The organism is Mesorhizobium sp. L-8-3, assembly GCF_016756615.1.
Classification (GTDB): domain Bacteria; phylum Pseudomonadota; class Alphaproteobacteria; order Rhizobiales; family Rhizobiaceae.
On the sequence record NZ_AP023262.1, the window covers coordinates 4,311,652 to 4,333,848 of the forward strand.

Consider the following 22,197-nt stretch of genomic DNA (forward strand, 5'->3'; position numbering starts at 1 on the left):
CACGGTTCGAACTGCATCAGATAAGGCAAAGTCAGATGAACGCCCAACTTCAACCCACCGGCTCCGCCTATTTCATCGCCAAGGAGACCGAGAAGCCGGAACAGCACACGCTATCGGTGCTGGTGGACAACGAACCGGGCGTCCTTGCCCGGGTGATCGGCCTGTTCTCCGGCCGTGGCTACAATATCGAGAGCCTGACCGTCTCGGAGACCGAACACGAGAAACATTTGTCGCGCATCACCATCGTGACCAGCGGGACGGCCCATGTGCTCGAGCAGATCAAGCACCAGTTGGAGCGCATCGTTCCCGTGCATCGGGTGGTCGACTTGACCGTGCTGGCGGATGAACTGGGCAACGGCACGCCGCTGGAGCGCGAACTTGCCCTCGTCAAGGTCACCGGTACCGGCGACGCCCGCGTCGAGGCGCTGCGGCTTGCCGAAGCCTTCCGCGCCAAGGTGATCGACGCCAACACCGAGCATTTCATCTTCGAGATCACCGGCAAGGGATCCAAGATCGATCAGTTCATCAATATCATGAAGCCGCTCGGCCTTATGGAGATCTGCCGCACCGGCGTCGCCGCCATGAACCGCGGCCCGCAGGGCATGTAAAGCATGTCTCCCGAAACTGGGGACCGGTTTTCGGGACATGCGTAAGAACAAGCACCTGAAGCGCGTAGAGCTGATCTGAAAGATCGCGACGCGCTTCAGGCGGCGGCAGGGCGGCCGCTTGCGGGGCCCCCCGGCCGCCGCCCGAAATTGTCACCGGGACAACAATAGGCGTGACTTCCAGGCGATATAGGTCAATGTCGCTGACATAACATTCCCTGGGAAACGCGCCTGCAATGCCGTCGGAAGCTTTTCTTGCCCTGTTGGTCTATGCCTTCGTGACCTCGGTCACGCCGGGCCCCAACAATTTCATGCTGCTCGCCTCCGGCGTGAATTTCGGTTTCCAGCGCACTGTGCCGCATATGCTGGGGATCGGCGCAGGCTTCCTTGTGTTGCTCCTTGCGATCGGGCTCGGCCTTGGCGCGTTGCTGTCGACCTATCCCGCGCTTCATCTCGCGCTGAAGATCGCGGGCGGTGCCTATCTGCTCTATCTCGCCTGGCGCATCGCCATGTCGCGCTCGCTCAGCGACGGCAAGGGCGAGAAGGCGCGGCCGATGAGCTTCCTGGAGGCGGCGGCTTTCCAATGGGTCAATCCCAAGGCCTGGATGATCGCGCTGACCGGCATGGCCGTCTACACCCAGCCCGAGGCACCGCTGTCATCGATGCTGATCGTGGCCTTCGCCTTCGCCGCCGTGAACCTGCCGAGCGTTTCGACCTGGGCCGCATTCGGTTCGGCAATGCGCGGCTTCCTGGCCGATCCGGCGCGCCTGAAATGGTTCAATATCGGCATGGGCCTGCTGCTCGCGGTCACCTTGTGGCCCATGCTGAGCTGAGCCTTGCCGCTTTCGAGGGCAGGGCCTAATCTCGCCGGCATGTCCCACGATCATCATCACGACCACGACAACGAACTCGATCCCATGGCTGCCCGGGTTCGGGCGCTGGAGACGATCCTTGTCGCCAAAGGCCTGATCGATCCCGCGGCGATCGACGCCATCGTGGAAACCTACGAAACCAGGGTCGGGCCGCGCAACGGCGCCAAGGTCGTCGCCAGGGCCTGGACCGACCCTGATTTCGCCGACTGGCTGAGGCGCGACGCGACCGCGGCGATCGCCTCGCTCGGTTTCACAGGGCGACAGGGCGAGCATATGCAGGCGGTGTTCAATTCCGCCGACACGCACAACCTCGTCGTCTGCACGCTCTGCTCCTGCTATCCGTGGTCGGTGCTCGGCCTGCCGCCGGTCTGGTACAAGGCGCCGCCCTATCGCAGCCGCGCGGTGATCGACCCGCGCGGGGTGCTCGCCGAGTTCGGGCTGACACTGCCCGCCGACATGAAGATCCGGGTCTGGGATTCGACGGCTGAACTGCGCTACCTGGTGGTGCCGCTGCGGCCATCGGGCACGGAAGGGCTCGGCGAAGCGGAACTCGCGGACTTGGTGACGCGCGATTCGATGATCGGCACCGGACTGGCACGGGAGCCTGCGGCGGTATGAACGGACCTCATGACCTCGGCGGACAGATGGGCTTCGGCCCGGTCGCACCCGAGAAGGACGAGCCGCTCTTCCACGCGGCCTGGGAGAAGCGCGCGCTCGGCGTGACGCTCTCGGCCGGCGCCATGGGCGCCTGGACGATCGACGAGAGCAGGCATGCGCGCGAAAGCCTGCGTCCCGCAGACTATTATTCGTCCAGCTATTACGAGATCTGGATCAAGGCGCTGGAGGTGCTGCTGCAGCGCCACGGCTTCTTGACCGCGCAGGAACTGGCCGAGGGCCGATCGTTGGCTGAAGGCGCGCGCCCGAAGCGTATCTTGAAGGCATCGGACGTGCCGGCCGTGCTGGCCAAGGGCGGCCCGTGCGACCGGCCCGTGGGCGTACCGGCCCGCTTCAAGGCCGGAGACCGTGTGCGTACGCGGAACTTCCATCCTGAAGGACACACGCGGCTGCCGCGCTATGCGCGCGCCAAGCTGGGCGTTGTCGAGGCGGTGCGGGACGGTTTCGTTTTCCCCGACGGGAATGCGCATGGCAAGGGCGAGAATCCGCAATGGGTCTATACCGTGGTCTTCGATGCCGGAGAGATCTGGGGCGAGGGTTGCGATCCCACGCTGAGCGTCTCGATCGACGCCTGGGAGAGCTATCTTGAGCCGGCCTGATGCCGCAGCGAGGGTCTCGCCTGATCTCGATGATCCGGTCTTTGCCGAGCCCTGGCAGGCCGAGGCCTTCGCCATGGTGCTGGCCCTTCATGAGAAGGGGCTTTTTTCCTGGGGTGAATGGGCCGACACATTGTCGTCGCAACTGAAGAAGCCCGGCGTCGCGGCCGACGGCAGCGACTATTACGATTGCTGGCTGCGTGCGCTGGAGGCGCTCCTCGCCGCCAAGAGTCTGGCGTCGCCGCAGCATGTCGAGTCGCTGGCCGCTGCGTGGCAGCGCGCCGCCCATGCGACACCTCACGGCAAGCCGATCCTGCTCGAGAACGATCCCGAGCGGACGGCGGCTCTATGGCCGTCGGCCGAGAAGCAGGATTCCTGAACCGGCCGCCAGCAATGCCACGCCGCTGGCGGCGGTCCTGATATGGTTCCACAATGTCCAGGGATCGGAATAGGCGTGCCATGCCAGGGAAGCCTCGCCGCTTTCGGCGGGCGTGGCGAGTGAAGCGAGCGCCTGGTTCATCGGGATGTTGACGAAATAGGTCGGCAGGAACGCGCCCATGAGATAGGCGAGGGCGGCGAGCGCGAAGGCGGCGGATGCGCCGCGCCGGCCTGCGCGTAATGCCGACCCGGCCGTCAGGAGCAGCAGGAGCGGAGCGCCGAAGAAGGCCGGTGCGAAGGCGGCATTGCGCACGACGCGGTTTATGCCTTGCATGGCCGCGATGGCCGAGGAACTGTCCGATGCGTCGAGACCCCACATCACCGAGACCGAATAGGCATAAAAGAAGCCGAAGATCGCGCCGGTCAGCAGCAGCGAAATCGCCGCCAGAACGCTGGAGCGATACGGTATGGCGAAGTCCGGGGAGCCAGCGGGCAAGGCAGGTGTCGTCGTCATAATATCCGTACCTCCGCGTCGAAAACGATAACGAGTACCGGTTGGTACTGATTGAGTACCACGTAGTACCTTGTCTCGCAACCCCCGTTGCGCTAAGCGTCGGCGAATATCGCTGGCGGGTGCCGCGCTCGCGGTTTCGGAGGGACCTTGCCATGGAGAGTGACGACCTCAGACGGCGCGAAATTCTTGTTGCGGTGCTCGACATCCTCAAAAGGGACGGCGTGGCTGGTTTGTCGACGGCGGCGCTGGCCGCCGAGGCGCGGTGCTCCAAGTCGACGCTCTATGCGTTGTTCGGTAGCCGCGCCGGCATATTGAAAGCGCTGATCTCGGAGCAGTCGCGCTCGGTCAACGAGATGCTCGGCCGCGAGCTCGCCAGCGTCGGCGATCCCGAACGAACACTTGTCGATGCCGGCGCCGCCCTGTTGGATCTCCTGACCGGTGACGCCTCCGCGGCGATCAACAAGGCCGCAATGGCGGACGCGACGGGCGAGCTCGGCCAACTCCTGCTCGAGCAGGGACGTGGCCGCACGGCGCCGCTCTTTGCCCAACTGATCGCGAGGCTGCAGGCGGCCGGCGGCATCGGAGCCGCGGATGCCGCTTTCGTCTTCAAGTCCTTCTACGGATTGTTGGTCGGCGACAGGCAGATCAGGATACTGCTCGGCGATCGCGGCGCGCGGCCGTCGGGCGGCGAGTTCCGGTCCATCGCGGCCGAAGCCGTTGCGCGGCTGAAGTTACTCTTTCCTGCCTCCACACCCACGGCATGACCTCATTTCATTCGGGGCGCGATGGAGAAGCGCCGCGGCCCTGTCCGTCGCCCGTCGGCGCAGACCTGACAATGCCGTCTTCCGCGGTTCCGTGGAGGCCGATCCGCCGATGTATCATCGCCAATGGGTGATGCCGCCGTCCGGAATCTGCAAAAACTCCGGTCCCGGTGTCACAGACCGAAGGGCCCGATCGTCATCTGGTCGACTGGGTGACGCGAAAGGCGCGAAAGACGATGCACAACAAGGCGACGGGGCCCGCAACAGGCCCTTGTGACCAGGACGGCATATTCGAGGAGGCCCGGCCAAGGCTGCTCGGACTGGCCTATCGCATTCTCGGCTCGCGAGCCGATGCCGAGGACGCGGTGCAGGACAGCTATGTCAAATGGCGGCTGGCCGACCGGTCCGCGATCCAGAACCCGGCGTCATGGCTGACGACGATCTGCACCCGGCGTTGCCTCGACCTTCTGCGTTCCGCCCATCGCAGCCGCGTCGACTATGTCGGCGCCTGGCTGCCGGAACCGATCCATACGCCGATCGACAACGAAGCCGATGCAAGACTCGACCTCGCGGGGTCGCTTGCCACCGCATTCCTGCTGATGCTGGAACGGCTGACGCCGAAGGAACGCGCGGCCTATCTCCTGCACGAGATCTTCGACGTTTCCTATCCGGAGATCGCCGAAACGCTCGGCATCCAGGAGGCCGCTGGCCGAAAGCTCGTATCGCGCGCCAAGGCCAGCATCGACCAGGCCAAGGTACGGCATGCGACGCCGGTCGACCGCCAGGAGGAACTGCTTGCCGCCTTCCAGGCGGCCATCACGGAAGGTGTTCCTGGAAAACTCGCAATGCTGCTCTCCGACGATATCCGGCTCAGCGCCGACGGCGGCGGCAAGGTGCCGACGGTCTCAGGCACGCTGATCGGCAGGGCGGCGGTGGTCGCGTTCGCGACGGAGCGGCTGCATGACTTCTGGGCCGCGTACGACTGGACGATCGCCGACATCAACGGCGGCCGCGGCATCGTGCTCCGCCTGGGCGGCGCGACCGCGGCGACAGTGAGTTTCGCCTATGATGAAGAAGGCAAGGCGACCGACATCTTCATCATGCGCAACCCCGACAAGCTCAGCCGCCTCGACGCGGTGTCGATCCACTAGGCAACGGTCGGCAGCCGCGGCCGATCGGCGGCAATGCCTCGGGCAACGCACGCGCCTCGTGGCAGGGAATGTTCGATTTCCTGGCGAAGGCGCCCAAACTGCCGGGGTCGTGACTGGCCATCGAGGGGTGTCGTGGCTCTTGCCCTTTGAGCGAGAATCCTGTCTGTCGGTGCGATGGAATTCTCTCCTCAGCAGGACGACGCGCTGAAGGCGGTGGCGCGCTGGCTGAAATCCGGCCGCCCCCAGATCTTCCGCCTGTTCGGTTATGCGGGAACGGGCAAGACGACGCTCGCGCGGCATTTCGCCGAACATGTCGACGGCCAGGTGCAGTTCGCGGCCTTCACCGGCAAGGCCGCGCAGGTTCTGCGATCGAAGGGCGCCACCAACGCCCGCACCATCCACTCGCTGATCTATCGGCCGCGCGGCGAGGAGGCCGTCGAGGACGAGGCGACCGGCAAGACCTCGATGTCGCCGACCTTCACGCTCAACCGGCAGAGCCCGGTGGCCAAGGCCAAGCTGATCATCATCGACGAATGCTCCATGGTGGACGAGCCGCTCGGTCGCGACCTCCAGTCCTTCGGCACCCCGATCCTTGTGCTCGGCGATCCCGGCCAGTTGCCGCCGATCTCGGGCGGCGGCTTCTTCACCGAGCACGAGCCGGATTTTCTGCTGACCGAGATCCACCGGCAGGCGCGCGACAATCCGATCATCCGGCTGGCGCTCGACGTTCGCGAAGGCCGCGAATTCATGCACGGCGACTACGGCACGGCGCAGGTCATCAGCCGCGAGCAGGTCAATCAGGATCTGGTGCTCGCCGCCGATCAGGTGCTGGTCGGCGTCAATCGCACGCGGCGGCGCTACAATCACCGCCTGCGCGAATTGAAAGGCTTCACCGCGGACTATCCGCAGGCGGGCGACAAGCTGGTCTGCCTGAGGAACGACCCCAGCAAGGGCCTGCTCAACGGGTCATTGTGGAAGGTGATGACGTCGTCGCGCGAGACGGTGAAGCCCGGCATCAATCTGCTGGTTTCTCCCGAGGAGGACGATCCGGACCGCGGCGTCGCCAAGATCAAGCTGCTGAAGGCGGCCTTCGAAGACCCCGACGGCGAGATACCGTGGAGCACCAGGAAGCGCTACGACGATTTCGACTACGGATACGCGCTCACCGTGCACAAGGCACAGGGCTCGCAGTGGGACAATGTGGTGCTGTTCGACGAGAGCTATGCTTTCAAGGAGACACGTCAGCGCTGGCTCTACACGGCGATCACCCGCGCCGCGAACCGGCTGACCGTGGTGCGCTAATCAGCGATCCAGGGGCTGGCCGCCGATCCACTCCCAGGCCCCGGCGTCAGTGTCGAAATGGCGCGTCTGGACCGGCGTCAGCGGCCCGAATATGCCGAGCACGATGCGTATCCAGGCTGGTCCGCCGACGACGGCATATTTGCGGATGCGGCGCAGCGCCTTGGTCTTGCCGCGGATCGTCGACTGATCGAAGGCTGCGCCCCAGTCGAACCCCTCATATTGCGAGAGCCGCACGAGAAGATCGATCTTGTCGTGCTCCTCATAGGCGGCTTCGAGCAGACCGTAGGCGTTTTCGAGATCGGCGGCCGTGAAGTGGCCGACGACTTCGAGCGCGCAGAGGTCGGGGCGATCGGTATCGATGCGGCGAATGGCGGGCAGGGGCTCCGTCGTCTGCATGGCCGGACCTTTCCGAAGGGGAACTCGAGAGAATTTCTCTGGAACACAGAAATTCCCTGTCTGTTCCCGAAGAAGCCATTATAGCTTGCCCGCGCAACGCCGACGACGAGGGAATTTCATGCCCGCCAAGCTTTCCGTGAACCTCAACGCCATCGCCATGCTGAGAAACCGGCGCGATCTGCCATGGCCGAGCGTCACCGGGCTCGGCCGCATCGCGCTTTCGGCCGGAGCTCATGGCCTGACCGTGCATCCGCGGCCCGACGAACGTCACACGCGCCATTCGGACCTGCCCGAAATCCGCGCGCTGATCGACGACGAATTCCCGACCGCCGAATTCAACATCGAAGGCTATCCGACCGAGGATTTCCTGCGCCTGGTCGAGAAGAACCAGCCTGACCAGGTGACGCTGGTGCCCGACGACCCGGCACAGGCGACCTCGGACCATGGCTGGGATTTCAAGAAATTGTCGGCGTTCCTCACGCCGGTCGTGAAGCGCCTGAAGAAGGGCGGCTTCCGGGTCTCGCTGTTCTCCGACCCCGATCCGGACGGCGTTGTGGCCGCGCGGGACACCGGCGCCGACCGCATCGAGCTCTATACGGGCCCCTACGGAAGCTTCCACGACGATTCAGCAAAGGCCGCCAGGGAGCTGGAAAAGCTCGGAAAAACCGCCGAAGCCGCGAGGTCTGCGGGGCTGGACGTCAATGCCGGGCACGATCTGACGGTCGCCAACCTGCCGGCGCTCGCCAGGCGCATCCCCCATCTGGCCGAAGTCTCGATCGGCCATGGCCTGACCGCCGACGCTCTGGAATATGGCATGGCCGGGACGGTCGGCCGGTTCCTGAAGGCCTGCGGCTGGTAGTGGGAAAAGCGGGGCGGCGAGCCGATCGTGTCGGCGAAGCCGCCCCAGCTCTCAGTTTGCCGAGCGCAGCATCCCCGTGCTCGGGTGGCAGTTGAAATATTCGAAGAACTGCTCCTCCTCCGCCGCGACCGTCACCTCATGGTAGAGCCTGAGCTTGGCCGCAGGGCCGAGCCGTGACAGATATTTCATCGCTGCGCCGAAGATGGCCACATGGGTAGGATGCGATTCCGACCAGCGATCGAGCGCGTCGAGGCTGTGCCACCAACTCATGCCGAAGCTCTTTTCCACTGGCCGTCCGTCGGACCCCAGAACCTGCATATAGCGGTTGGCGAAGCAGCCGCATGCCAGGCCCTCGTCACGCAGGAAATCCATACCGGCGCGCAGCACCGGCTCGACATCCTGCAGGTAGAGGCGCCGCTCTTCGTCATCCGTGTCGGTCCAGTCCTGGCCGGAGCGGATCAGGCAGATGTTCCGATGCGGCGTCACCCGCCGATGCTTCTTGGAGCCGTCGACGCGCGGAGCCCCGCGAGGCGCCATGTCATCGGTCTGGGACAGCGGGATGCGGTCGCGCATGCCGCCCCAATAGGCATGTTCCCGCACCATGCCGCTGAGCCCATCCGCCAGTGCGCCGACGCCTTCCGGCCGGCCGGTCGACGAGAACAGCGTCTCGTATCGGTCGATCGATGGCCGGAGCACTTCGGTGAAGAAGCCGAGCGGGGTGTCCGGTCTTTCGCTGCCGGCCCAGTTCACGCCGTGGCGCGCGAACCAGCGATCGAAGCGATGCGGATCGTCCCAATATGCGATCGAGACGACGGTCGGGAAGTTGGCTTCATCGATATAGGAGGCGCGGTCCCAATGGCCGGGACCGTCCTCGGCACTGAAAGCTTCGGCGATGGCCGCGAGCGGCACTCTCACGACGTCGCCGTCGATCGTCCGGGACTGGAGGCCGAAATAGGCCATGACCACGCGCTTCACGTCCGGCTTGTGACGCGCGACGTAAGACGGGTAGGGCGGTTGATAATCGTCACGCACCCTTGGGTGGCGTGTTCGTGCCACGCCGGGATGGTGCGAACGCACCACCCTGAGATGTTGGGGAATGGCCGCTTCCATCACGCGGCCTCGTCATCCTGGCCGATGAGGGCGACGATGTCCGCGCGCATGGCCGGAGCGGAAGCCGCTTCCTCCCAGTCGCGCGTCACCTCCGCCGCCGCCCTCCGTTTCGACACGACCCGGTCGCCCGGCGTCTTGTCGAGCAGCAGGCGCGTCACGTCCGGCCGCGAATAGTGGCCCGCCGGATCGGCCGCCGCCTTGGCGAGCGAGATCATGCCGAGATCGATGTCGGCATAGACGAGGCCCTCGACGTCCTCCGGCAGCGGTTCGTGCATCAACTGGCCATCTGGCGCATAGATCCGGGCGAAACCGCCGCCCGCCTGGAGCAGGGCCCGTTTCGTGTCGTCGGTGCACATCAGCTCGACCATTTCCTTCGACACGGTGTTGCAGGGAGCGAGCACGAAGCAGGAGCCTTCGACCGCATAGATGCGGCTCGCCGCATTGTTGACCTCGTGGCCGAGCGCATAGGCGCCGCCGCGATAGAGCGAGAAGCTCGGCCAGGCGGCGATATGAACCTGCTCGTTCTGCGCATACATGGCGTATTTCGAGAGGGGCTGGAGGTGCTCCCAGCAGCACAGCGCGCCGACCCGGCCGAGCCTTGTGTCGAAGACCGACAGGTCGGAACCGTCGCCCTCGCCGAACACGGTGCGCTCGACATGGGTGGGCTTGAGCTTGCGGCGCATCGCGATTGTCCTGCCGTCGGCATCGATGATCCACTGGCCCATATAGAGGCTGCCACCCTGCTTCTCGCTGTGCCCCAGCACGACCATGATGCCGTTGTCCCTGGCCGCCTTGGCGATGCGCTCGGCCTGCGGCGAGCCGTAGACCAGCGAATTGTCATGATAGCGCTGGATGAACTGCATGCTCCACGCGGGGGCGTCCAGCCAGACGAACCAGGGATAACCGGGGATCCACGTCTCGGGGAAAGCGACGAGTTCGGCGCCGCCGCGCGCCGCTTCCGCGATCAAGGCTTCCGTCTTGTCGACCGTCGCATCGAGGTCGAGGAAGACAGGCGCCGCCTGGACGGCCGCTGCACGGAATTTGGGGTGAACGATGGACATGCTTGCTCCTCCTGTGATGGCGATATCGCCTCCATGGCGGAATTATAGGCGCCCGGCGAATGGTCGCTTGTCCGATCGGCGCGCCATTCTTGACTGGGGATCGCAGCCTGCCGATTCCGATGGACATGGCGGGGCCGAGTGCTAGCCTGACGCAATGACCAAGGTATGGTCCACCGAAGAGCTCAAGGCCGTGGAGCGGCTGTCCTACTGGATCGATGCCGTCTGCGATACCTACGTCCAACTCGATTGCGAAGGCCCACGCGACGGGAGGCCGTTCCACGGCGAGATCGCGGTCGAGCAACTCGCGACGCTCGGCCTGTCGCGCGTCACCTCGACCACGCAGCGGGTGAAGCGCACCCCGGCCAAGATCTCGCATGCGGTCGAGGACTTCTTCCTGGTCAGCATCCAGACGGCGGGGCAGGGGACGCTGGTCCAGGACGGCCGGGCGGCGACGCTCAGCCCCGGCGATTTCACGCTTTACGATTCCACCCGGCCCTACGAACTGATCTTCGAGGGCGACTTCCAGCAATATGTGCTGCGCCTGCCCGGGCCCGGCCTTCGCTCCAGGCTCAAGCGCGCGGAGGCATTGACGGCGCAGGTCGTCTCCGGCAGCCGCGGGGCGGGGCACCTGATGATCAGCATGATCCGGTCGCTCGCGGCCGACATCGAAACGCTCGAGCCGGCATCCGTCGCGGCAGTCGCCGAAAGTGTGGAACACATATTGATCGCGGGTCTGTGCTCGCTGCCGGGCGCCAGCGAGCCTCCGGTGTCCGGCCTCACCGCCTTTCACCGCGAGCAGATAAAGGCCTATGCCCGGCAACGGCTGCGCGACCCGCGCCTTTCGGCGGCGGAGATCGCCGCCCATCTGCGCCTGTCCGCGAGCACCGTCCATCGGGTCTTCGCCGGAGAGCCGGAAACGATCACCAACTGGATCTGGTCGCAGCGCCTGGACAGTGTGAAGCGCGACCTCTGCGATCCCTCGCTCGCCGCCCGCAGCGTCAGCGAATTGGCTTTCGCCTGGGGCTTCAACGACGCTGCCCATTTCAGCCGCGCCTTCCGGGCGCGCTTCGGCTGCTCGCCACGCGAGTTGCGCCTCAATTGCCTCTCAGGCGGGACCACCGCCCGCTGACGACAGGCTTGCCGAGGTCCTCCCGAGAACTATTCTCCACAGACCTGCCGAATACGCATGGCGTGGTCGAGGCCCGCGCGGCGGCCGGGCTTGCTTTTGGCGCGCAACGGGACTACCGCATCGGCCCGGAAATCGGACCGATTTCGGAAGGCACGATGCGCAAGCCAGGTGTGGTCGAGCGACTATGCGCGCCCAGGAGGGCGCGCGGCGCTCCCGTCGGACGCCGTCCTTTGATTGTGGAGTAGGTTTTCCATGGCGGAAGCCGGAGCAGGCGGCCAGGCTGAAGCGACCAGCCAGGTTGCGGCGAAGTCGAAGGCGGTCGACGACCATACGCATCAGAACCTCAGCATCCTGATGCTCGGAGCACTGGGGGTGGTGTTCGGCGACATCGGCACCAGCCCGATCTACGCGTTCCGCGAGGCGCTTCATGTGTCTTCCGTCGGCAATGTGGCCACGCGGGCAGAGATATTCGGCGTGCTTTCATTGATCGTCTGGGCGCTGACGGTGATCGTCACCATCAAATATGTCGTCTTCGTGCTGCGCGCCGACAACAAGGGCGAGGGCGGCACCCTGTCGCTGATGGCGCTGGCGCGCGGCAGCTTCGTCACACGGCCGGCGGCGATCCTGGGGATCGGCATCTGCGGCGCGGCGCTTTTCTTCGGCGACGCCATCATCACGCCGGCGATTTCGGTTCTGTCGGCGGTGGAGGGCCTGAAGGTCGTCACGCCGACCTTCGACCCCTATGTCGTGCCGATCACGCTCGTCATCCTGGCCGTGCTTTTCGGCGTCCAGCGTTTCGGCACGGCGAGCGTCGCCTCCGTCTTCGGCCCGGTGACGGCTGTATGGTTCCTTGCGCTCGGCGGTTTCGGCCTTCTGCACATCTTCGACGACCCGTCGATCCTGCTGGCGGTCAATCCCTTCTATGCCGTGGCCTATCTGTCTGCCCAGCCGGAGATAGCGTTTGTCACGATCGGGGCGGTTTTCCTGGCGGTGACCGGCGCCGAGGCGCTCTATGTCGACCTCGGCCATTTCGGCCGGCGCCCGATCGTGCTCGCCTGGATCATGATCGTCTTTCCGAGCCTGCTGCTCAACTATTTCGGGCAGGGTGCGTTCGTCCTGTCGCATGGCGGGACCCCGCAGAATCCGTTCTTCGAGATGCTGCCGGGCTGGGCGTTGCTGCCGATGGTGGGGCTTGCCACCGCCGCGACCGTCATCGCCAGCCAGGCGGTGATTTCGGGCGCCTATTCGCTGACACGCCAGGCGGTGCAATTGAACATCCTGCCGCGCATCGAGATCCAGCACACATCCGAGACGCAGCAGGGGCAGATCTACATGCCGCGCGTCAACTTCCTGCTCGCGCTCGGCGTCATGCTGCTCGTGGTCGGTTTCGGCGAGTCCAGCGCGCTGGCAGCCGCCTATGGCATCTCGGTCACCGGCGAGATGCTGGTGACGACGGCCCTGCTTTTCGTGGTCATGGTGCGCCTGTGGAAATGGAAGCTGCCTTTGGCGATCGCGCTGACCGCCCTGTTCGCCAGCATCGACACCGGCTTCTTCCTGGCCAATGCCGTGAAGGTGATGGAAGGCGGCTGGGTCTCGATCGCGGTGGCCGGCGCCATGGGCCTCGTCATGGCCACCTGGGTGCGCGGCTCCCGCATGCTGTTCGACAAGACCCGCAAGAACGAGATCCCCCTCGACTTCCTCGCGGCCCAGATGACCAAGAAACCGCCGCAACTGGTGCCCGGAACTGCCGTCTTCCTCACCAGCGACCCGTTCAGCGCGCCGACCGCGCTGATGCATTCGCTGAAGCACTACAAGGTGCTGCATGAGCACAACGTCATCCTCTCCGTCGTGACGGCGCAACAGCCGAAAGTGCCTGATAACGAACGGGTCAAGATGGAGCCGATCAACGACCTGTTCATGCGGGTGACGCTGACCTTCGGCTATATGGAGCAGCCGCATATCCCCAGTGCGCTGGCGATCTGCCGCAAACAGGGCTGGAAATTCGACATCATGACCACCTCCTTCTTCCTGTCGCGGCGCTCGCTCAAATCCGCGCCGAACTCGGGCATGCCGGCCTGGCAGGACCGGCTGTTCATCGGCATGGCCCGCACGGCCGCCGACGCGACAGAGTATTTCCAGATACCGACCGGCCGCGTGGTCGAGATCGGGACGCAGGTGGCGATCTGAACCGCCGCACGGCCGGGGACACCCATCGATATCGCAATCGGCGGAGCCTGCCCGGTTGAGTTCCTGACCGTTCAGGCTTTTTGTTAACCGTAGCTGTTAGGATTGTCCGGAACCGGACGTTGCCTTGAGGCCGGGTTGACGTAAGGATAGGCGGAGAAGAACTCACAGCAGAGGTGATGACCATGAATCGGTTCGCCCGTGCGGCAGCATTCTGGATGCTTTCCTTCGGCGCCGTCGAGCAGGCAGTCGCGGGCCAGTTGGACGCCTTGCAGGGCGCATGGATCACAGGCGGCACCAGTTGCGCAGATACATTCAAGAAAGTGGACGGCAAGATCGAATTCAAGGATCGCGGATCGTCGCTCACGACCGGGCTCATCATCAGAGGCAACAAGATCATGGGGCCGATGGCGACCTGCAGCGTGGAGCGAATCCGGGAGGAGAAGGAATATTTCTCGGCCTATATGAGCTGCGTCGACGCGGTCATGTTCAGCGACATGTCGGTATCCTTCCAGCCGATCGACGCCACCAAGTTCAAGCGTTTCGTGTCCGATTTCCCCGAGGTCTTCGTGACTTACTCCAAATGCGAGCTCTAGACGTCTCCAGACAGCCGCAGGCGACAGACGTATTGGCCCGATTGTTCCCGAGCTCCCCAGGTTTCAACGGCCCCTAAGGCTGAGATACTTCGGGTAGGACTGGCGCCGATGGTATTGTGTGGCTCTCCGCATCAGCGACCTAAGCCCGGAACAAGTGTCGTGGATGTCTTCGGTGAGGAGAATGAGGTCGGTACGCTTCTCGCTCGGGACCCGGCGAGCTTCCTCAGGGTCGCCGGGTCGATTCGAGCTCGGCGAGTTCGATATAGAGCGTGAAGATCGGCATGCCGAGCGCTATGGTGTCCCCCTTCTCGAGGATGAGTTTCGCCATCAACGACTTGGAGATGCAGCAGATGGCGGCGGTGCCGCCTTCGCCGGCAAAGTGGTCGAACTTGCGACGGCGGTTTTGTTGCTGGACCGGAGAAAGGGAAAGTGTGTGCCGGAAGAAGCAGGCAACAGGCCCGGGTCAAGGCAGATGCGGCGCATGTTCTTCTTTGCTCTCGTAAGGCAGATCCGCGTGGTATGGCCGATCATCTCGGGAATCCTCCTGACCATGGTCGGATGCGGGCTCATCATCGGCCGCATAGAGAATTGGCGGATCGATGAAGCTCTCTACTTCACCTTCGTCACCGGACTTACCATCGGCTATGGCGACTTTGCGCCGCAACATCTCTCCGCGCGGCTGCTGGCATTGGTGATCGGCTTCGCCGGAATTGTGCTGACCGGCCTCGTGGCTGCCGTCAGCGTGCAGGCGCTGAGGGCGGCGGACCACAATCATGCAGAATGAGCGGAATCGCGGCGACGGTTGCGCAAGCCGCGCTCCAACATGGGTTCCGGCATGTTCGCCGTCGGACTGAGCAGGCGTCGGAGGTGACTGGCAGGCTGCGGCTATCATGGGAGGGCAGGCGTCTGGATCTGCAAAGCCCGAATAACGTGATCCGCCCGCGACAGGATCCCCACACGGTAGCGGAACACGAAGACCCGGAGCCGGCCGCCGGGAAGCCTTGATACCGGCAAGGGTGGGACCGATGCCGGCGAGCTCGGCCGCGAAAGCGGTAGACTGACGACCGGCAATTTTGTCGGAACTCCTTGCATGCGGCGCGAAATTGCGTCATTACCGAACCGTAACGTACGGTACGGCAACAAGGCGCCGTGCTGGCCAACGTCGCAGATCGGATGGGCAGCCGTGCAGACGGTTCTGGAAGGGCAAGGGATGGAACTGTCGGCGCGCCAGCAGGACGTGCTCGACGCCACCCTCGCCGTCATGGTCGAGGAAGGCGACGGCGTCACCATGGCGGCGGTCGCCAGGCGCGCCAGCTGCTCCAAGGAGACGCTCTACAAATGGTTCGGCGACCGCGACGGACTGCTGACGGCGACCGTGCAGTGGCAGGCCTCGAAGGTGCGCGTGCCGCCGCTCGACCGGTCGCGAATAGATCTCGCGTCGCTGACCGTCAGCCTGGAACAGTTCGCGGCGGGCTGGCTGTCGGTCATTTCGAGCGAGACGTCGATCGCGCTCAACAGGCTCGCCGTCAGCCATGCCGGCTCCGGGCGAACCAATCTCGGTGCGATCGTCCTCGAAAACGGCAGGCTGGCCATGGGGCGGCGGCTGAAACCCGTGCTGGAAGCGGGGCGCGAAGCCGGCCTGCTCCGCTTCGAGGATACCGAAACGGCATTCCGCACGTTCTTCGGGCTCGTCGCCCGGGACGTGCAGATCCGGTTGCTTCTCGGCGACCGGCTGAAGATGACTGCGGCGGAGATCGGTCGCGACGCGGCCCTTGCGACGAAGCAGTTCCTCGCTCTTTGCGGAGCAAAAGAAGGGCCGGCGGACACCGGCCTCTGATCATCAAGGAAGGAACATCAGGATGCGTGTCTATTACGATCGCGACGCCGATCTCAATCTCATCAAGGGCAAGAAGGTCGCCATCATCGGCTATGGCAGCCAGGGCCGGGCGCATGCGCTGAACCTCAAGGATTCCGGCGTGAAGGAGATCGCAATCGGTCTCAAGGCCGGTTCGCCGACCGCCAAGAAGGTCGAAGCCGACGGACTCAAGGTGCTGTCGGTCGCGGATGCCGCGAAATGGGCCGACCTGATGATGATGGCCACGCCCGACGAGCTGCAGGCCGACATCTACAAGAACGAGATTGCCCCCAACATCCGTGACGGCGCGGCGATCGCCTTCGCCCACGGCCTCAACGTCCATTTCGGCCTGATCGAGCCGAAGGCCACCGTCGACGTGCTGATGGTCGCGCCGAAGGGCCCGGGCCACACCGTGCGCGGCGAGTACCAGAAGGGCGGCGGCGTGCCGTGCCTTGTCGCGGTCAACCAGGACCCGTCCGGCAATGCGCTCGACCTCGCGCTCTCCTACGCCTGCGGCGTCGGCGGCGGCCGTTCCGGCATCATCGAGACGAACTTCCGCGAGGAATGCGAGACCGACCTGTTCGGCGAGCAGGTCGTGCTCTGCGGCGGCCTCGTCGAGCTGATCCGCGCCGGCTTCGAGACGCTGGTGGAAGCCGGCTACGCGCCCGAGATGGCCTATTTCGAGTGCTTGCACGAGGTGAAACTGATCGTCGACCTCATCTATGAGGGCGGCATCGCCAATATGAACTACTCGATCTCGAACACCGCCGAATGGGGCGAATATGTCTCCGGCCCGCGCATCATCACCGCCGAGACCAAGGCCGAGATGAAGCGCGTGCTGAAGGACATCCAGACGGGCAAGTTCACCTCGGAATGGATGCAGGAATACCGTTCGGGCCTCGCCCGCTTCAAGGGCATCCGCCGCCTGAACGACAGCCACCAGATCGAGCAGGTCGGCGAGAAGCTGCGCGGCATGATGCCGTGGATCGCCAAGAACAAGCTGGTCGACAAGGCCAAGAACTAAGCAGGTTCCGCAAAAGTGTTCCGCGGTTTTGCGGCGAGAGACTGCGGCAAAACAGGAATCTAAGCAGGCGATTCGTTGGCTTGCCAACGAAAGTCTGCTTAGGATCTGGCGCGCCGCCCTGCCGCCCTTCGGGCGTGGCGGCGCGGACTTTCCTTGCGGCCCCGGCTACTATGTGCTGCCTTGGAAAGGCAGCACATAGCTGCCGCAGACCCGCGCAGCATCCGTCCGCTGCTGGACCATTACCCGTAATGCCAGTGCGGCTTGGGCTCGGTGCCCAGGAACTTGACGCCGACGCGGTCAGCCTTGCGCCAGCGCAGCGCGCATTTGTAGCCGGTCCCGTCGACCGGCACATAGAGCAGGAACTCCTGCGGCACCCGGGCGTCGACCGGCACCCGTAGCTCGGCTCCGTTGGCGTGCTGGTTACGCACCGTGCACTTGACTTCGGAGAACGAGATCCCGTTGAGGATCGAGGCGCCCTTGAGGACACGCTGCCTGTGTTCGCGCCTGCTTTCGTTTTCCACCGGAGCGGTCATCGGTCCTTTCTCCCCGGCCAACCGCAAGCTGCAGCGACCCGCCGCCGTCACCATGCGGCGCGACTGGTAAAGACTTTGTTCGAGACCGAAACGAGCGCGGCTCCGGCAGGGGTCGGCGCCGGGATTTGCACGTCGTCGGATCCCATGCAGTCGCGTGCTCCAACGGCCGGTCTCGTCGACCGACGAATCAGCGGTAGGGCGAGATGCACTGGCGGCGCGTGTGCCGCGTCGGCGCGAAGCTGTTGTCGGAGACGCGATAGGTCCTATATCGCGCGGAACACCATTCGATATGCGCCTGGGACATTCTTATCCGATAGCGCGGCCGGGGGTCTTGATAATAGCCGTCGTCGTAGCCGGGCCAGCGGTCGACATAGTAGTCGAAATACACGCCGACGTTCGGCTGGTAGCGCCAATCGTCGCGCCGCCACTCGCGTTCGCGCCAGCGGCCGGAATCATCCCCGGGCCGGCGATGCCGGTCGTAGCGCGGAACGTGGCCGCGGTCCGGGCGCCAGTCGGGCCGGCCAGGACGATTGTCCTGCTTCCACTCATGTCGCCGGCCGGGGCGCGGATCCGGTCTCCAATCGGGTCTGCCGCCGCCCGGGTCCGGTCTCCAATCTGGTCGGCCCGCGCCCGGACCCGGTCCCCGGTCGGGGCGTCCGCCGCCGACATCAGGCCGGCCGGACCAATCCCCGCGCCATCCGTTCTCGGTCATGGAGCAGTCCGTGCTGCCCGGCGCGCAACTCCAGGATGTCGACACGCCGGCGCCGAGCGTGCCGGCCGCGACCATGCCCAGAAGGGCAAGACGCGACAAGATCCGTTTCATGTTCCGTCTCCTCGCGCTGAAACGCGTGTGTCGGAAGGCGACGATGCACCCTCATCAAGGCATGATATGAACCCTTCAGTGAACGTCCAATGAACGGACGGGTTGCAGGCGCGGGCCACATGCATTGCATTTGGCGCCGGTTGCAGGCAAAGCTTCGCCGCCATGTCCTTGCGCCTCGCCACCTTCAATGTCGAAAACCTCATGCGCCGGTTCGATTTCTCGGGCTTTCGCAACCAGCTCAATCAGGACAGGACGCTGTCGCTGTTCGAGATCAGGAACGAGGCCGAATACAAGCAGCTCGAACAGGCGCGCGCCATAGCCCACACCGACGATACCAGGCAATTGACGGCGCTCGCCATCGCGGAAACCCGCGCCGACATCGTCTGCCTTCAGGAGGTCGACAATCTCGAGGCCCTGAACGCCTTCGAATATGGCTACCTCTTCAAGATGGTGGGGCAGGGCTATCGCTACAAATATGTCTCGACCGGAAATGACAGCCGCGGCATCGACGTCGCCGTGATGATGCGCGAAGAGACCGCCCACGGCCAACCGATCGAGTTCGTGCGCATGACCAGCCATGCGCACGTCACCTACGAGGAGTTCGGCCTGCACACGCCCGAGCTCGCGGCACTGGGCAACGAGGCCTATGAACGCATCTTCCGCCGCGATTGCCTGGAGATCGACCTGCGGGTCGGCGGCGCGCCTCTGACGATCTATGCCGTGCACTTCAAGTCCATGGGAGGGCCGCGCGACGGCGTGCCGGGACGCGAGGCCACCATGCCGATCCGCGTCGCCGAGGCGACGGCCGTGCGCAGGATAATCGAGAACCGGTTCGGCAGGGATCATGCCGCCGGCAAGCGCTGGATGATCTGTGGCGACTTGAACGACTATCGGCAGCGTGTCGTGATCGGCGGCGATGCCTATTCCGGCCATCGCTTCGATGTGGTGAACGAAACCCGGTCATGCCTGGATGTGCTCCTGGCCGACGGGTTCTGCGAGAATGTGGTGGAACGGCGCCCCGAGATCGACCGCTGGACGCTCTACCACACACGCGGCCCGCAGGAGCGGCATCTGTGCCAGCTCGACTACATCCTCCTGTCGCCCGCGATGGCGCGACGGAACGAGGCTGCGGTTCCCGACATCGTCCGCGGCGGCCAGCCCTGGCGCACCGTCTTTCCTCCGGGGCAGGAAGTGGAGCGTTATCCACGCGCCGGCTGGGATCGTCCCAAGGCCTCGGATCATTGCCCGGTCGCCGTCACCCTCGACATCGCCTGACAACGGGGTCTTCTCATGTTCGACATTCCCATGGACGCGATCCTGCCCGTCGACGCCGTCGATGTGCGCCTCGACGCCGAGCCGCATCCTTACGAGGCGCAGAACCTCGATGCCATCGAGGATAACTGGCGGACCGAGGTCGCCGCCAATCCGGCACTGTTCGACGGCACGATGGTCCTGCTTTCATCCCTGTCCTATTCGGGACGGCGCATGGTCGGCAAATGCCATGCGATCCGCTTCGCCACCTTCATGCACTGGCGCCGCCGCCGCTCGATCGACACGGCGCAGCACGCCTTTGCCCATGCCATGCTGGTCGCCGCCGACAATGCGCTGGTGGCGATCCGCATGGGCGCTCACACCGCGAGCCCCGGCAGCGTCTATTTCGCCGCGGGTTCGTTCGAGCCCAAGGATTTTCCGGAAGGCAAGGTCGATCTTCACTTCAACATGGCGCGTGAACTCAGTGAGGAAACAGGGCTTTCGATCGACGGCGCCCGACGCGAGGACCAGCATTATTTCATCTCGCTCGAAAGCGGCACGGTGATCTTCCGGCGCTACTTCCTCGACTATGAAGCCGAGACCCTGGCCGCTCAGATCCGTGAATTCGTAGCGACCGAAGCGGAACCGGAGATCGAGGGACCGGTGATCATACGCAATGCCACGGACCTGCCCGCCGGGCTTTCGCCCCATATGGTGCCGCTGGTCGCCTGGCATTTCGCCAATCCGCATTCCGGCTAACGCCTTCACATTGCCACCGCTTTCGCGGCGGCAAGATCGCGCCTCCACCAGAATGCCGGAGTGTGGAATGCCCGTTTCCTACACGATATGCTCCGTTTCGCAGGCTTGCGCCGTCGCCGGGGTCGTGGTTTCGGCCGCACCGGCCGGCCGCCGCCAGACGGCGCGGCATGGCCGCCCTCTCATGCGGGGCGAGGAGCCAGTGTCCTGATCTGGGCAGCGGCGCATGCCCTCCAGCATGTCGCGTGAAAAAGGGTTCACGTTTACGCGACACGCTGTAGGTTCTTGATTTGGCGCATGTCTTTTCCCCGAAAGCGCTGCTTTCGGGATACATGCTTTGGGCGCAGCGGCAGCGTTGCGTCCCCGTCCCACGCGAGCCCGACGACGCCCATGGTTTCGATTTTCGAGATTGCAGCCCTCCTGCTCACATTGTCCGCCATTTTCGGCTGGATCAATCTGCGCTTCTTCAAGCTGCCGCATACGATCGGTCTGCTGCTGATGGGGCTAGCCTCGTCGATATTCCTTCTGGGCATGCACCGCCTCCTGCCGGATCTCGGGATCGGAGCGCGGATGACCCATGCCATCGGCAGCATCGACTTCTACTCGACCATCATGGACGGCATGCTCGCCTTCCTGCTCTTCGCCGGAGCATTGCATGTCGACCTGCGCCCGCTGAAGAACCAGAAGTGGGCGATCGCGCTGATGGCGAGCATCGGGGTCGTCATCTCGACCGTCGTGATCGCCGTCTGCCTTTGGCTGGCCGCCCGGGCACTCGGTTTCCAACTCTCGATGCCCTGGGCTCTGGTCTTCGGAGCGCTGATCTCGCCTACGGACCCGGTGGCCGTACTCAGCCTGCTCAAATCCGCCGACGTGCCCGAATCGATCGAAGCCAAGATCGCAGGTGAATCCCTGTTCAACGACGGCGTGGCCGTCGTGGCCTTCAGCGCGCTGCTGGCGTTCGCGCTCGGTTCGCCGGACCAGGTTCCGCAGGACCTCAGCTTCGACACCGTGTCGGAAGTCCTGGCGGAGCAGGCTCCGGGCGCGGCGCTGTTCGGCCTCGCCACAGGCTGGATCGCCTGCCGCGCCATGGCTGCGATAAACGACCGTATCGTCGAGATCCTGATCTCGCTCGGCGTCTGTGTCGCGACCTATGCCGTCTGTCTGCGTTACGGCATGTCGGGACCGATCGCGGTGGTCGTCGCTGGCCTGCTGATCGGCAGCCGCGCAGGAGGTGGGATAAGCATGAAGGCGAAGGACCATCTGTTCGCCTTCTGGGAAGTGATCGACGAGATCCTCAACTCGGTGCTCTTCCTGCTGATCGGCCTCGAGGTTCTGGTGCTGCATCTCCAGGGCGGCCATCTCCTCCTGGTCCTGGCGGCAATCCCGATCGTCCTGTTCGGCAGGCTGGTTTCCGTGACGGTGCCGATTTCGCTTCTGTCGTTCCGGCAGAAATTCGCGGTCGGGGCGATCCCCATCCTGACATGGGGCGGCCTGCGCGGAGGCGTCTCGGTCGCGCTCGCCTTGTCCTTGCCCGACAGCGAGGCCAAGCCGACCATTCTGGCCGTGACCTATGGCGTGGTGCTCTTCTCGATCATCGTCCAGGGGCTGACGGTCAAGCACCTGGTGGCGCGGACCCTGAAACCCGCCTGACATATCCAGTGGGCGGATGCTGCGCATCGACCCGGCCTCGATCGTCGGCGCGGCCCATCCGGGCCGCTTGGCTTTCGCGCTGCCGCATCGGCCCGAAAATCGTACTCGATTTTTGC

At 64.6% G+C, this 22,197-nt stretch carries 24 protein-coding genes; 18 read left to right on the top strand and 6 right to left on the bottom strand.

The features are described 5' to 3' along the window. Window positions 1-35 precede the first annotated feature (35 nt). The 5 genes from ilvN (at window position 36) to JN302_RS19985 (ending at window position 3,127) form a co-directional block, all read left to right on the top strand. On the top strand, window positions 36-608 hold the full coding sequence (gene ilvN / locus JN302_RS19965; RefSeq protein WP_202328708.1) for an acetolactate synthase small subunit: 573 nt from the start codon (window positions 36-38) through the stop codon (window positions 606-608). A gap of 233 nt (window positions 609-841) precedes the next feature. Then, entirely contained in the window at window positions 842-1,438 is a 597-nt protein-coding gene (locus tag JN302_RS19970; RefSeq protein ID WP_202328710.1) for a LysE family translocator, read from the top strand. Between the two features lie 39 nt (window positions 1,439-1,477). Next, window positions 1,478-2,095 carry a nitrile hydratase subunit alpha gene (gene nthA / locus JN302_RS19975; RefSeq protein WP_202334364.1) on the top strand — a complete coding sequence of 206 codons (618 nt, stop codon included), beginning with the start codon at window positions 1,478-1,480 and terminating at the stop codon, window positions 2,093-2,095. After that, a complete protein-coding gene (nthB, locus tag JN302_RS19980; RefSeq protein WP_202304368.1) occupies window positions 2,092-2,751 on the top strand; it encodes a nitrile hydratase subunit beta in 660 nt (219 codons plus the stop codon). Before nthA ends, nthB begins: the two co-directional genes overlap by 4 nt. Continuing rightward, on the top strand, window positions 2,738-3,127 hold the full coding sequence (locus JN302_RS19985) for a nitrile hydratase accessory protein (RefSeq protein WP_202328711.1): 390 nt from the start codon (window positions 2,738-2,740) through the stop codon (window positions 3,125-3,127). The genes nthB and JN302_RS19985 overlap by 14 nt, the downstream gene beginning before the upstream one ends. On the opposite strand, the gene JN302_RS19990 is transcribed toward JN302_RS19985, so the two are convergent. Continuing rightward, window positions 3,095-3,640, bottom strand: coding sequence for an anthrone oxygenase family protein (locus JN302_RS19990; RefSeq protein ID WP_202328712.1), 546 nt, complete (start codon window positions 3,638-3,640; stop codon window positions 3,095-3,097). The two genes, JN302_RS19985 and JN302_RS19990, sit on opposite strands and share 33 nt — an antisense overlap. Window positions 3,641-3,792: 152 nt before the next feature. On the opposite strand from JN302_RS19990, the gene JN302_RS19995 reads away from it, so the two are divergent. From JN302_RS19995 to JN302_RS20005, 3 genes are all read left to right on the top strand, one after another. After that, on the top strand, window positions 3,793-4,404 hold the full coding sequence (locus JN302_RS19995; RefSeq protein ID WP_202304373.1) for a TetR/AcrR family transcriptional regulator: 612 nt from the start codon (window positions 3,793-3,795) through the stop codon (window positions 4,402-4,404). Window positions 4,405-4,571: 167 nt separating this feature from the next. Next, the gene (gene sigJ, locus JN302_RS20000; RefSeq protein WP_244845785.1) at window positions 4,572-5,552 is read left to right on the top strand and encodes an RNA polymerase sigma factor SigJ; all 981 of its coding nucleotides are present in this window, start codon (window positions 4,572-4,574) and stop codon (window positions 5,550-5,552) included. A gap of 174 nt (window positions 5,553-5,726) precedes the next feature. After that, window positions 5,727-6,854: an ATP-dependent DNA helicase gene (locus JN302_RS20005; RefSeq protein ID WP_202304375.1), complete on the top strand. Its 1,128-nt coding sequence runs from the start codon at window positions 5,727-5,729 to the stop codon at window positions 6,852-6,854. Here JN302_RS20005 and JN302_RS20010 read toward each other — a convergent pair whose 3' ends face one another. Further along, window positions 6,855-7,250, bottom strand: a complete 396-nt coding sequence (locus tag JN302_RS20010; RefSeq protein WP_202328713.1) for an STAS/SEC14 domain-containing protein — start codon at window positions 7,248-7,250, stop codon at window positions 6,855-6,857. It lies immediately after the preceding gene. A gap of 118 nt (window positions 7,251-7,368) precedes the next feature. Here JN302_RS20010 and JN302_RS20015 point away from each other — a divergent pair, with 118 nt between their 5' ends. Then, window positions 7,369-8,109: a pyridoxine 5'-phosphate synthase gene (locus JN302_RS20015; RefSeq protein WP_202328714.1), complete on the top strand. Its 741-nt coding sequence runs from the start codon at window positions 7,369-7,371 to the stop codon at window positions 8,107-8,109. 51 nt (window positions 8,110-8,160) lie between these two features. Here the strand turns inward: JN302_RS20015 and JN302_RS20020 are convergent, their stop codons facing one another. Both JN302_RS20020 and JN302_RS20025 read right to left on the bottom strand, forming a co-directional pair. Then, on the bottom strand, window positions 8,161-9,219 hold the full coding sequence (locus JN302_RS20020) for a phenylacetaldoxime dehydratase family protein (RefSeq protein WP_202328715.1): 1,059 nt from the start codon (window positions 9,217-9,219) through the stop codon (window positions 8,161-8,163). Then, a complete protein-coding gene (locus JN302_RS20025) occupies window positions 9,219-10,280 on the bottom strand; it encodes a carbon-nitrogen hydrolase family protein (protein WP_202328716.1) in 1,062 nt (353 codons plus the stop codon). The genes JN302_RS20020 and JN302_RS20025 overlap by 1 nt, the downstream gene beginning before the upstream one ends. A 154-nt stretch (window positions 10,281-10,434) precedes the next feature. Between JN302_RS20025 and JN302_RS20030 the strand changes: the two genes are divergently transcribed. The 6 genes from JN302_RS20030 (at window position 10,435) to ilvC (ending at window position 17,068) form a co-directional block, all read left to right on the top strand. Further along, the gene (locus JN302_RS20030) at window positions 10,435-11,409 is read left to right on the top strand and encodes an AraC-like ligand-binding domain-containing protein (protein WP_202328717.1); all 975 of its coding nucleotides are present in this window, start codon (window positions 10,435-10,437) and stop codon (window positions 11,407-11,409) included. Between the two features lie 252 nt (window positions 11,410-11,661). Continuing rightward, entirely contained in the window at window positions 11,662-13,596 is a 1,935-nt protein-coding gene (locus JN302_RS20035; RefSeq protein ID WP_202328718.1) for a potassium transporter Kup, read from the top strand. A 182-nt stretch (window positions 13,597-13,778) separates the two neighbouring features. Then, the gene (locus tag JN302_RS20040; protein WP_202328720.1) at window positions 13,779-14,189 is read left to right on the top strand and encodes a hypothetical protein; all 411 of its coding nucleotides are present in this window, start codon (window positions 13,779-13,781) and stop codon (window positions 14,187-14,189) included. A 472-nt stretch (window positions 14,190-14,661) separates the two neighbouring features. Further along, the gene (locus tag JN302_RS20045; RefSeq protein ID WP_202334366.1) at window positions 14,662-14,973 is read left to right on the top strand and encodes a potassium channel family protein; all 312 of its coding nucleotides are present in this window, start codon (window positions 14,662-14,664) and stop codon (window positions 14,971-14,973) included. 426 nt (window positions 14,974-15,399) lie between these two features. Next, complete coding sequence (locus JN302_RS20050) at window positions 15,400-16,026, top strand: TetR/AcrR family transcriptional regulator (protein ID WP_202314901.1); 627 nt, start codon at window positions 15,400-15,402, stop codon at window positions 16,024-16,026. Continuing rightward, window positions 15,962-17,068 (top strand): ketol-acid reductoisomerase, encoded by a 1,107-nt coding sequence (gene ilvC, locus JN302_RS20055; protein ID WP_446720668.1) that lies wholly within the window; start codon window positions 15,962-15,964, stop codon window positions 17,066-17,068. Before JN302_RS20050 ends, ilvC begins: the two co-directional genes overlap by 65 nt. Window positions 17,069-17,307: 239 nt before the next feature. Here the strand turns inward: ilvC and JN302_RS20060 are convergent, their stop codons facing one another. Both JN302_RS20060 and JN302_RS20065 read right to left on the bottom strand, forming a co-directional pair. Beyond that, window positions 17,308-17,601: a PilZ domain-containing protein gene (locus tag JN302_RS20060; protein WP_202304395.1), complete on the bottom strand. Its 294-nt coding sequence runs from the start codon at window positions 17,599-17,601 to the stop codon at window positions 17,308-17,310. A 187-nt stretch (window positions 17,602-17,788) separates the two neighbouring features. Further along, the gene (locus JN302_RS20065; RefSeq protein ID WP_244741768.1) at window positions 17,789-18,424 is read right to left on the bottom strand and encodes a BA14K family protein; all 636 of its coding nucleotides are present in this window, start codon (window positions 18,422-18,424) and stop codon (window positions 17,789-17,791) included. A 162-nt stretch (window positions 18,425-18,586) separates the two neighbouring features. On the opposite strand from JN302_RS20065, the gene JN302_RS20070 reads away from it, so the two are divergent. From JN302_RS20070 to JN302_RS20080, 3 genes are all read left to right on the top strand, one after another. Further along, window positions 18,587-19,699, top strand: a complete 1,113-nt coding sequence (locus JN302_RS20070; RefSeq protein WP_202328721.1) for an endonuclease/exonuclease/phosphatase family protein — start codon at window positions 18,587-18,589, stop codon at window positions 19,697-19,699. Window positions 19,700-19,714: 15 nt separating this feature from the next. Next, a complete protein-coding gene (locus JN302_RS20075; protein ID WP_202304399.1) occupies window positions 19,715-20,434 on the top strand; it encodes a hypothetical protein in 720 nt (239 codons plus the stop codon). Between the two features lie 387 nt (window positions 20,435-20,821). Beyond that, window positions 20,822-22,081 carry a cation:proton antiporter gene (locus JN302_RS20080; RefSeq protein WP_202328722.1) on the top strand — a complete coding sequence of 420 codons (1,260 nt, stop codon included), beginning with the start codon at window positions 20,822-20,824 and terminating at the stop codon, window positions 22,079-22,081. Window positions 22,082-22,197: the final 116 nt, after the last annotated feature.

Excerpts from the sequence above, each read along its gene's own strand:
- ilvN (WP_202328708.1), top strand. The coding sequence starts at position 36 with ATGAACGCCCAACTTCAACCCACCGGCTCCGCCTATTTCATCGCCAAG.
- JN302_RS19970 (WP_202328710.1), top strand. The coding sequence starts at position 842 with ATGCCGTCGGAAGCTTTTCTTGCCCTGTTGGTCTATGCCTTCGTGACC.
- nthA (WP_202334364.1), top strand. The coding sequence starts at position 1,478 with ATGTCCCACGATCATCATCACGACCACGACAACGAACTCGATCCCATG.
- nthB (WP_202304368.1), top strand. The coding sequence starts at position 2,092 with ATGAACGGACCTCATGACCTCGGCGGACAGATGGGCTTCGGCCCGGTC.
- JN302_RS19990 (WP_202328712.1), bottom strand. The coding sequence starts at position 3,640 with ATGACGACGACACCTGCCTTGCCCGCTGGCTCCCCGGACTTCGCCATA.
- JN302_RS19995 (WP_202304373.1), top strand. The coding sequence starts at position 3,793 with ATGGAGAGTGACGACCTCAGACGGCGCGAAATTCTTGTTGCGGTGCTC.
- JN302_RS20005 (WP_202304375.1), top strand. The coding sequence starts at position 5,727 with ATGGAATTCTCTCCTCAGCAGGACGACGCGCTGAAGGCGGTGGCGCGC.
- JN302_RS20010 (WP_202328713.1), bottom strand. The coding sequence starts at position 7,250 with ATGCAGACGACGGAGCCCCTGCCCGCCATTCGCCGCATCGATACCGAT.
- JN302_RS20015 (WP_202328714.1), top strand. The coding sequence starts at position 7,369 with ATGCCCGCCAAGCTTTCCGTGAACCTCAACGCCATCGCCATGCTGAGA.
- JN302_RS20020 (WP_202328715.1), bottom strand. The coding sequence starts at position 9,219 with ATGGAAGCGGCCATTCCCCAACATCTCAGGGTGGTGCGTTCGCACCAT.
- JN302_RS20025 (WP_202328716.1), bottom strand. The coding sequence starts at position 10,280 with ATGTCCATCGTTCACCCCAAATTCCGTGCAGCGGCCGTCCAGGCGGCG.
- JN302_RS20030 (WP_202328717.1), top strand. The coding sequence starts at position 10,435 with ATGACCAAGGTATGGTCCACCGAAGAGCTCAAGGCCGTGGAGCGGCTG.
- JN302_RS20035 (WP_202328718.1), top strand. The coding sequence starts at position 11,662 with ATGGCGGAAGCCGGAGCAGGCGGCCAGGCTGAAGCGACCAGCCAGGTT.
- JN302_RS20040 (WP_202328720.1), top strand. The coding sequence starts at position 13,779 with ATGAATCGGTTCGCCCGTGCGGCAGCATTCTGGATGCTTTCCTTCGGC.
- JN302_RS20045 (WP_202334366.1), top strand. The coding sequence starts at position 14,662 with ATGCGGCGCATGTTCTTCTTTGCTCTCGTAAGGCAGATCCGCGTGGTA.
- JN302_RS20050 (WP_202314901.1), top strand. The coding sequence starts at position 15,400 with ATGGAACTGTCGGCGCGCCAGCAGGACGTGCTCGACGCCACCCTCGCC.
- JN302_RS20060 (WP_202304395.1), bottom strand. The coding sequence starts at position 17,601 with ATGACCGCTCCGGTGGAAAACGAAAGCAGGCGCGAACACAGGCAGCGT.
- JN302_RS20065 (WP_244741768.1), bottom strand. The coding sequence starts at position 18,424 with ATGAAACGGATCTTGTCGCGTCTTGCCCTTCTGGGCATGGTCGCGGCC.
- JN302_RS20070 (WP_202328721.1), top strand. The coding sequence starts at position 18,587 with ATGTCCTTGCGCCTCGCCACCTTCAATGTCGAAAACCTCATGCGCCGG.
- JN302_RS20075 (WP_202304399.1), top strand. The coding sequence starts at position 19,715 with ATGTTCGACATTCCCATGGACGCGATCCTGCCCGTCGACGCCGTCGAT.
- JN302_RS20080 (WP_202328722.1), top strand. The coding sequence starts at position 20,822 with ATGGTTTCGATTTTCGAGATTGCAGCCCTCCTGCTCACATTGTCCGCC.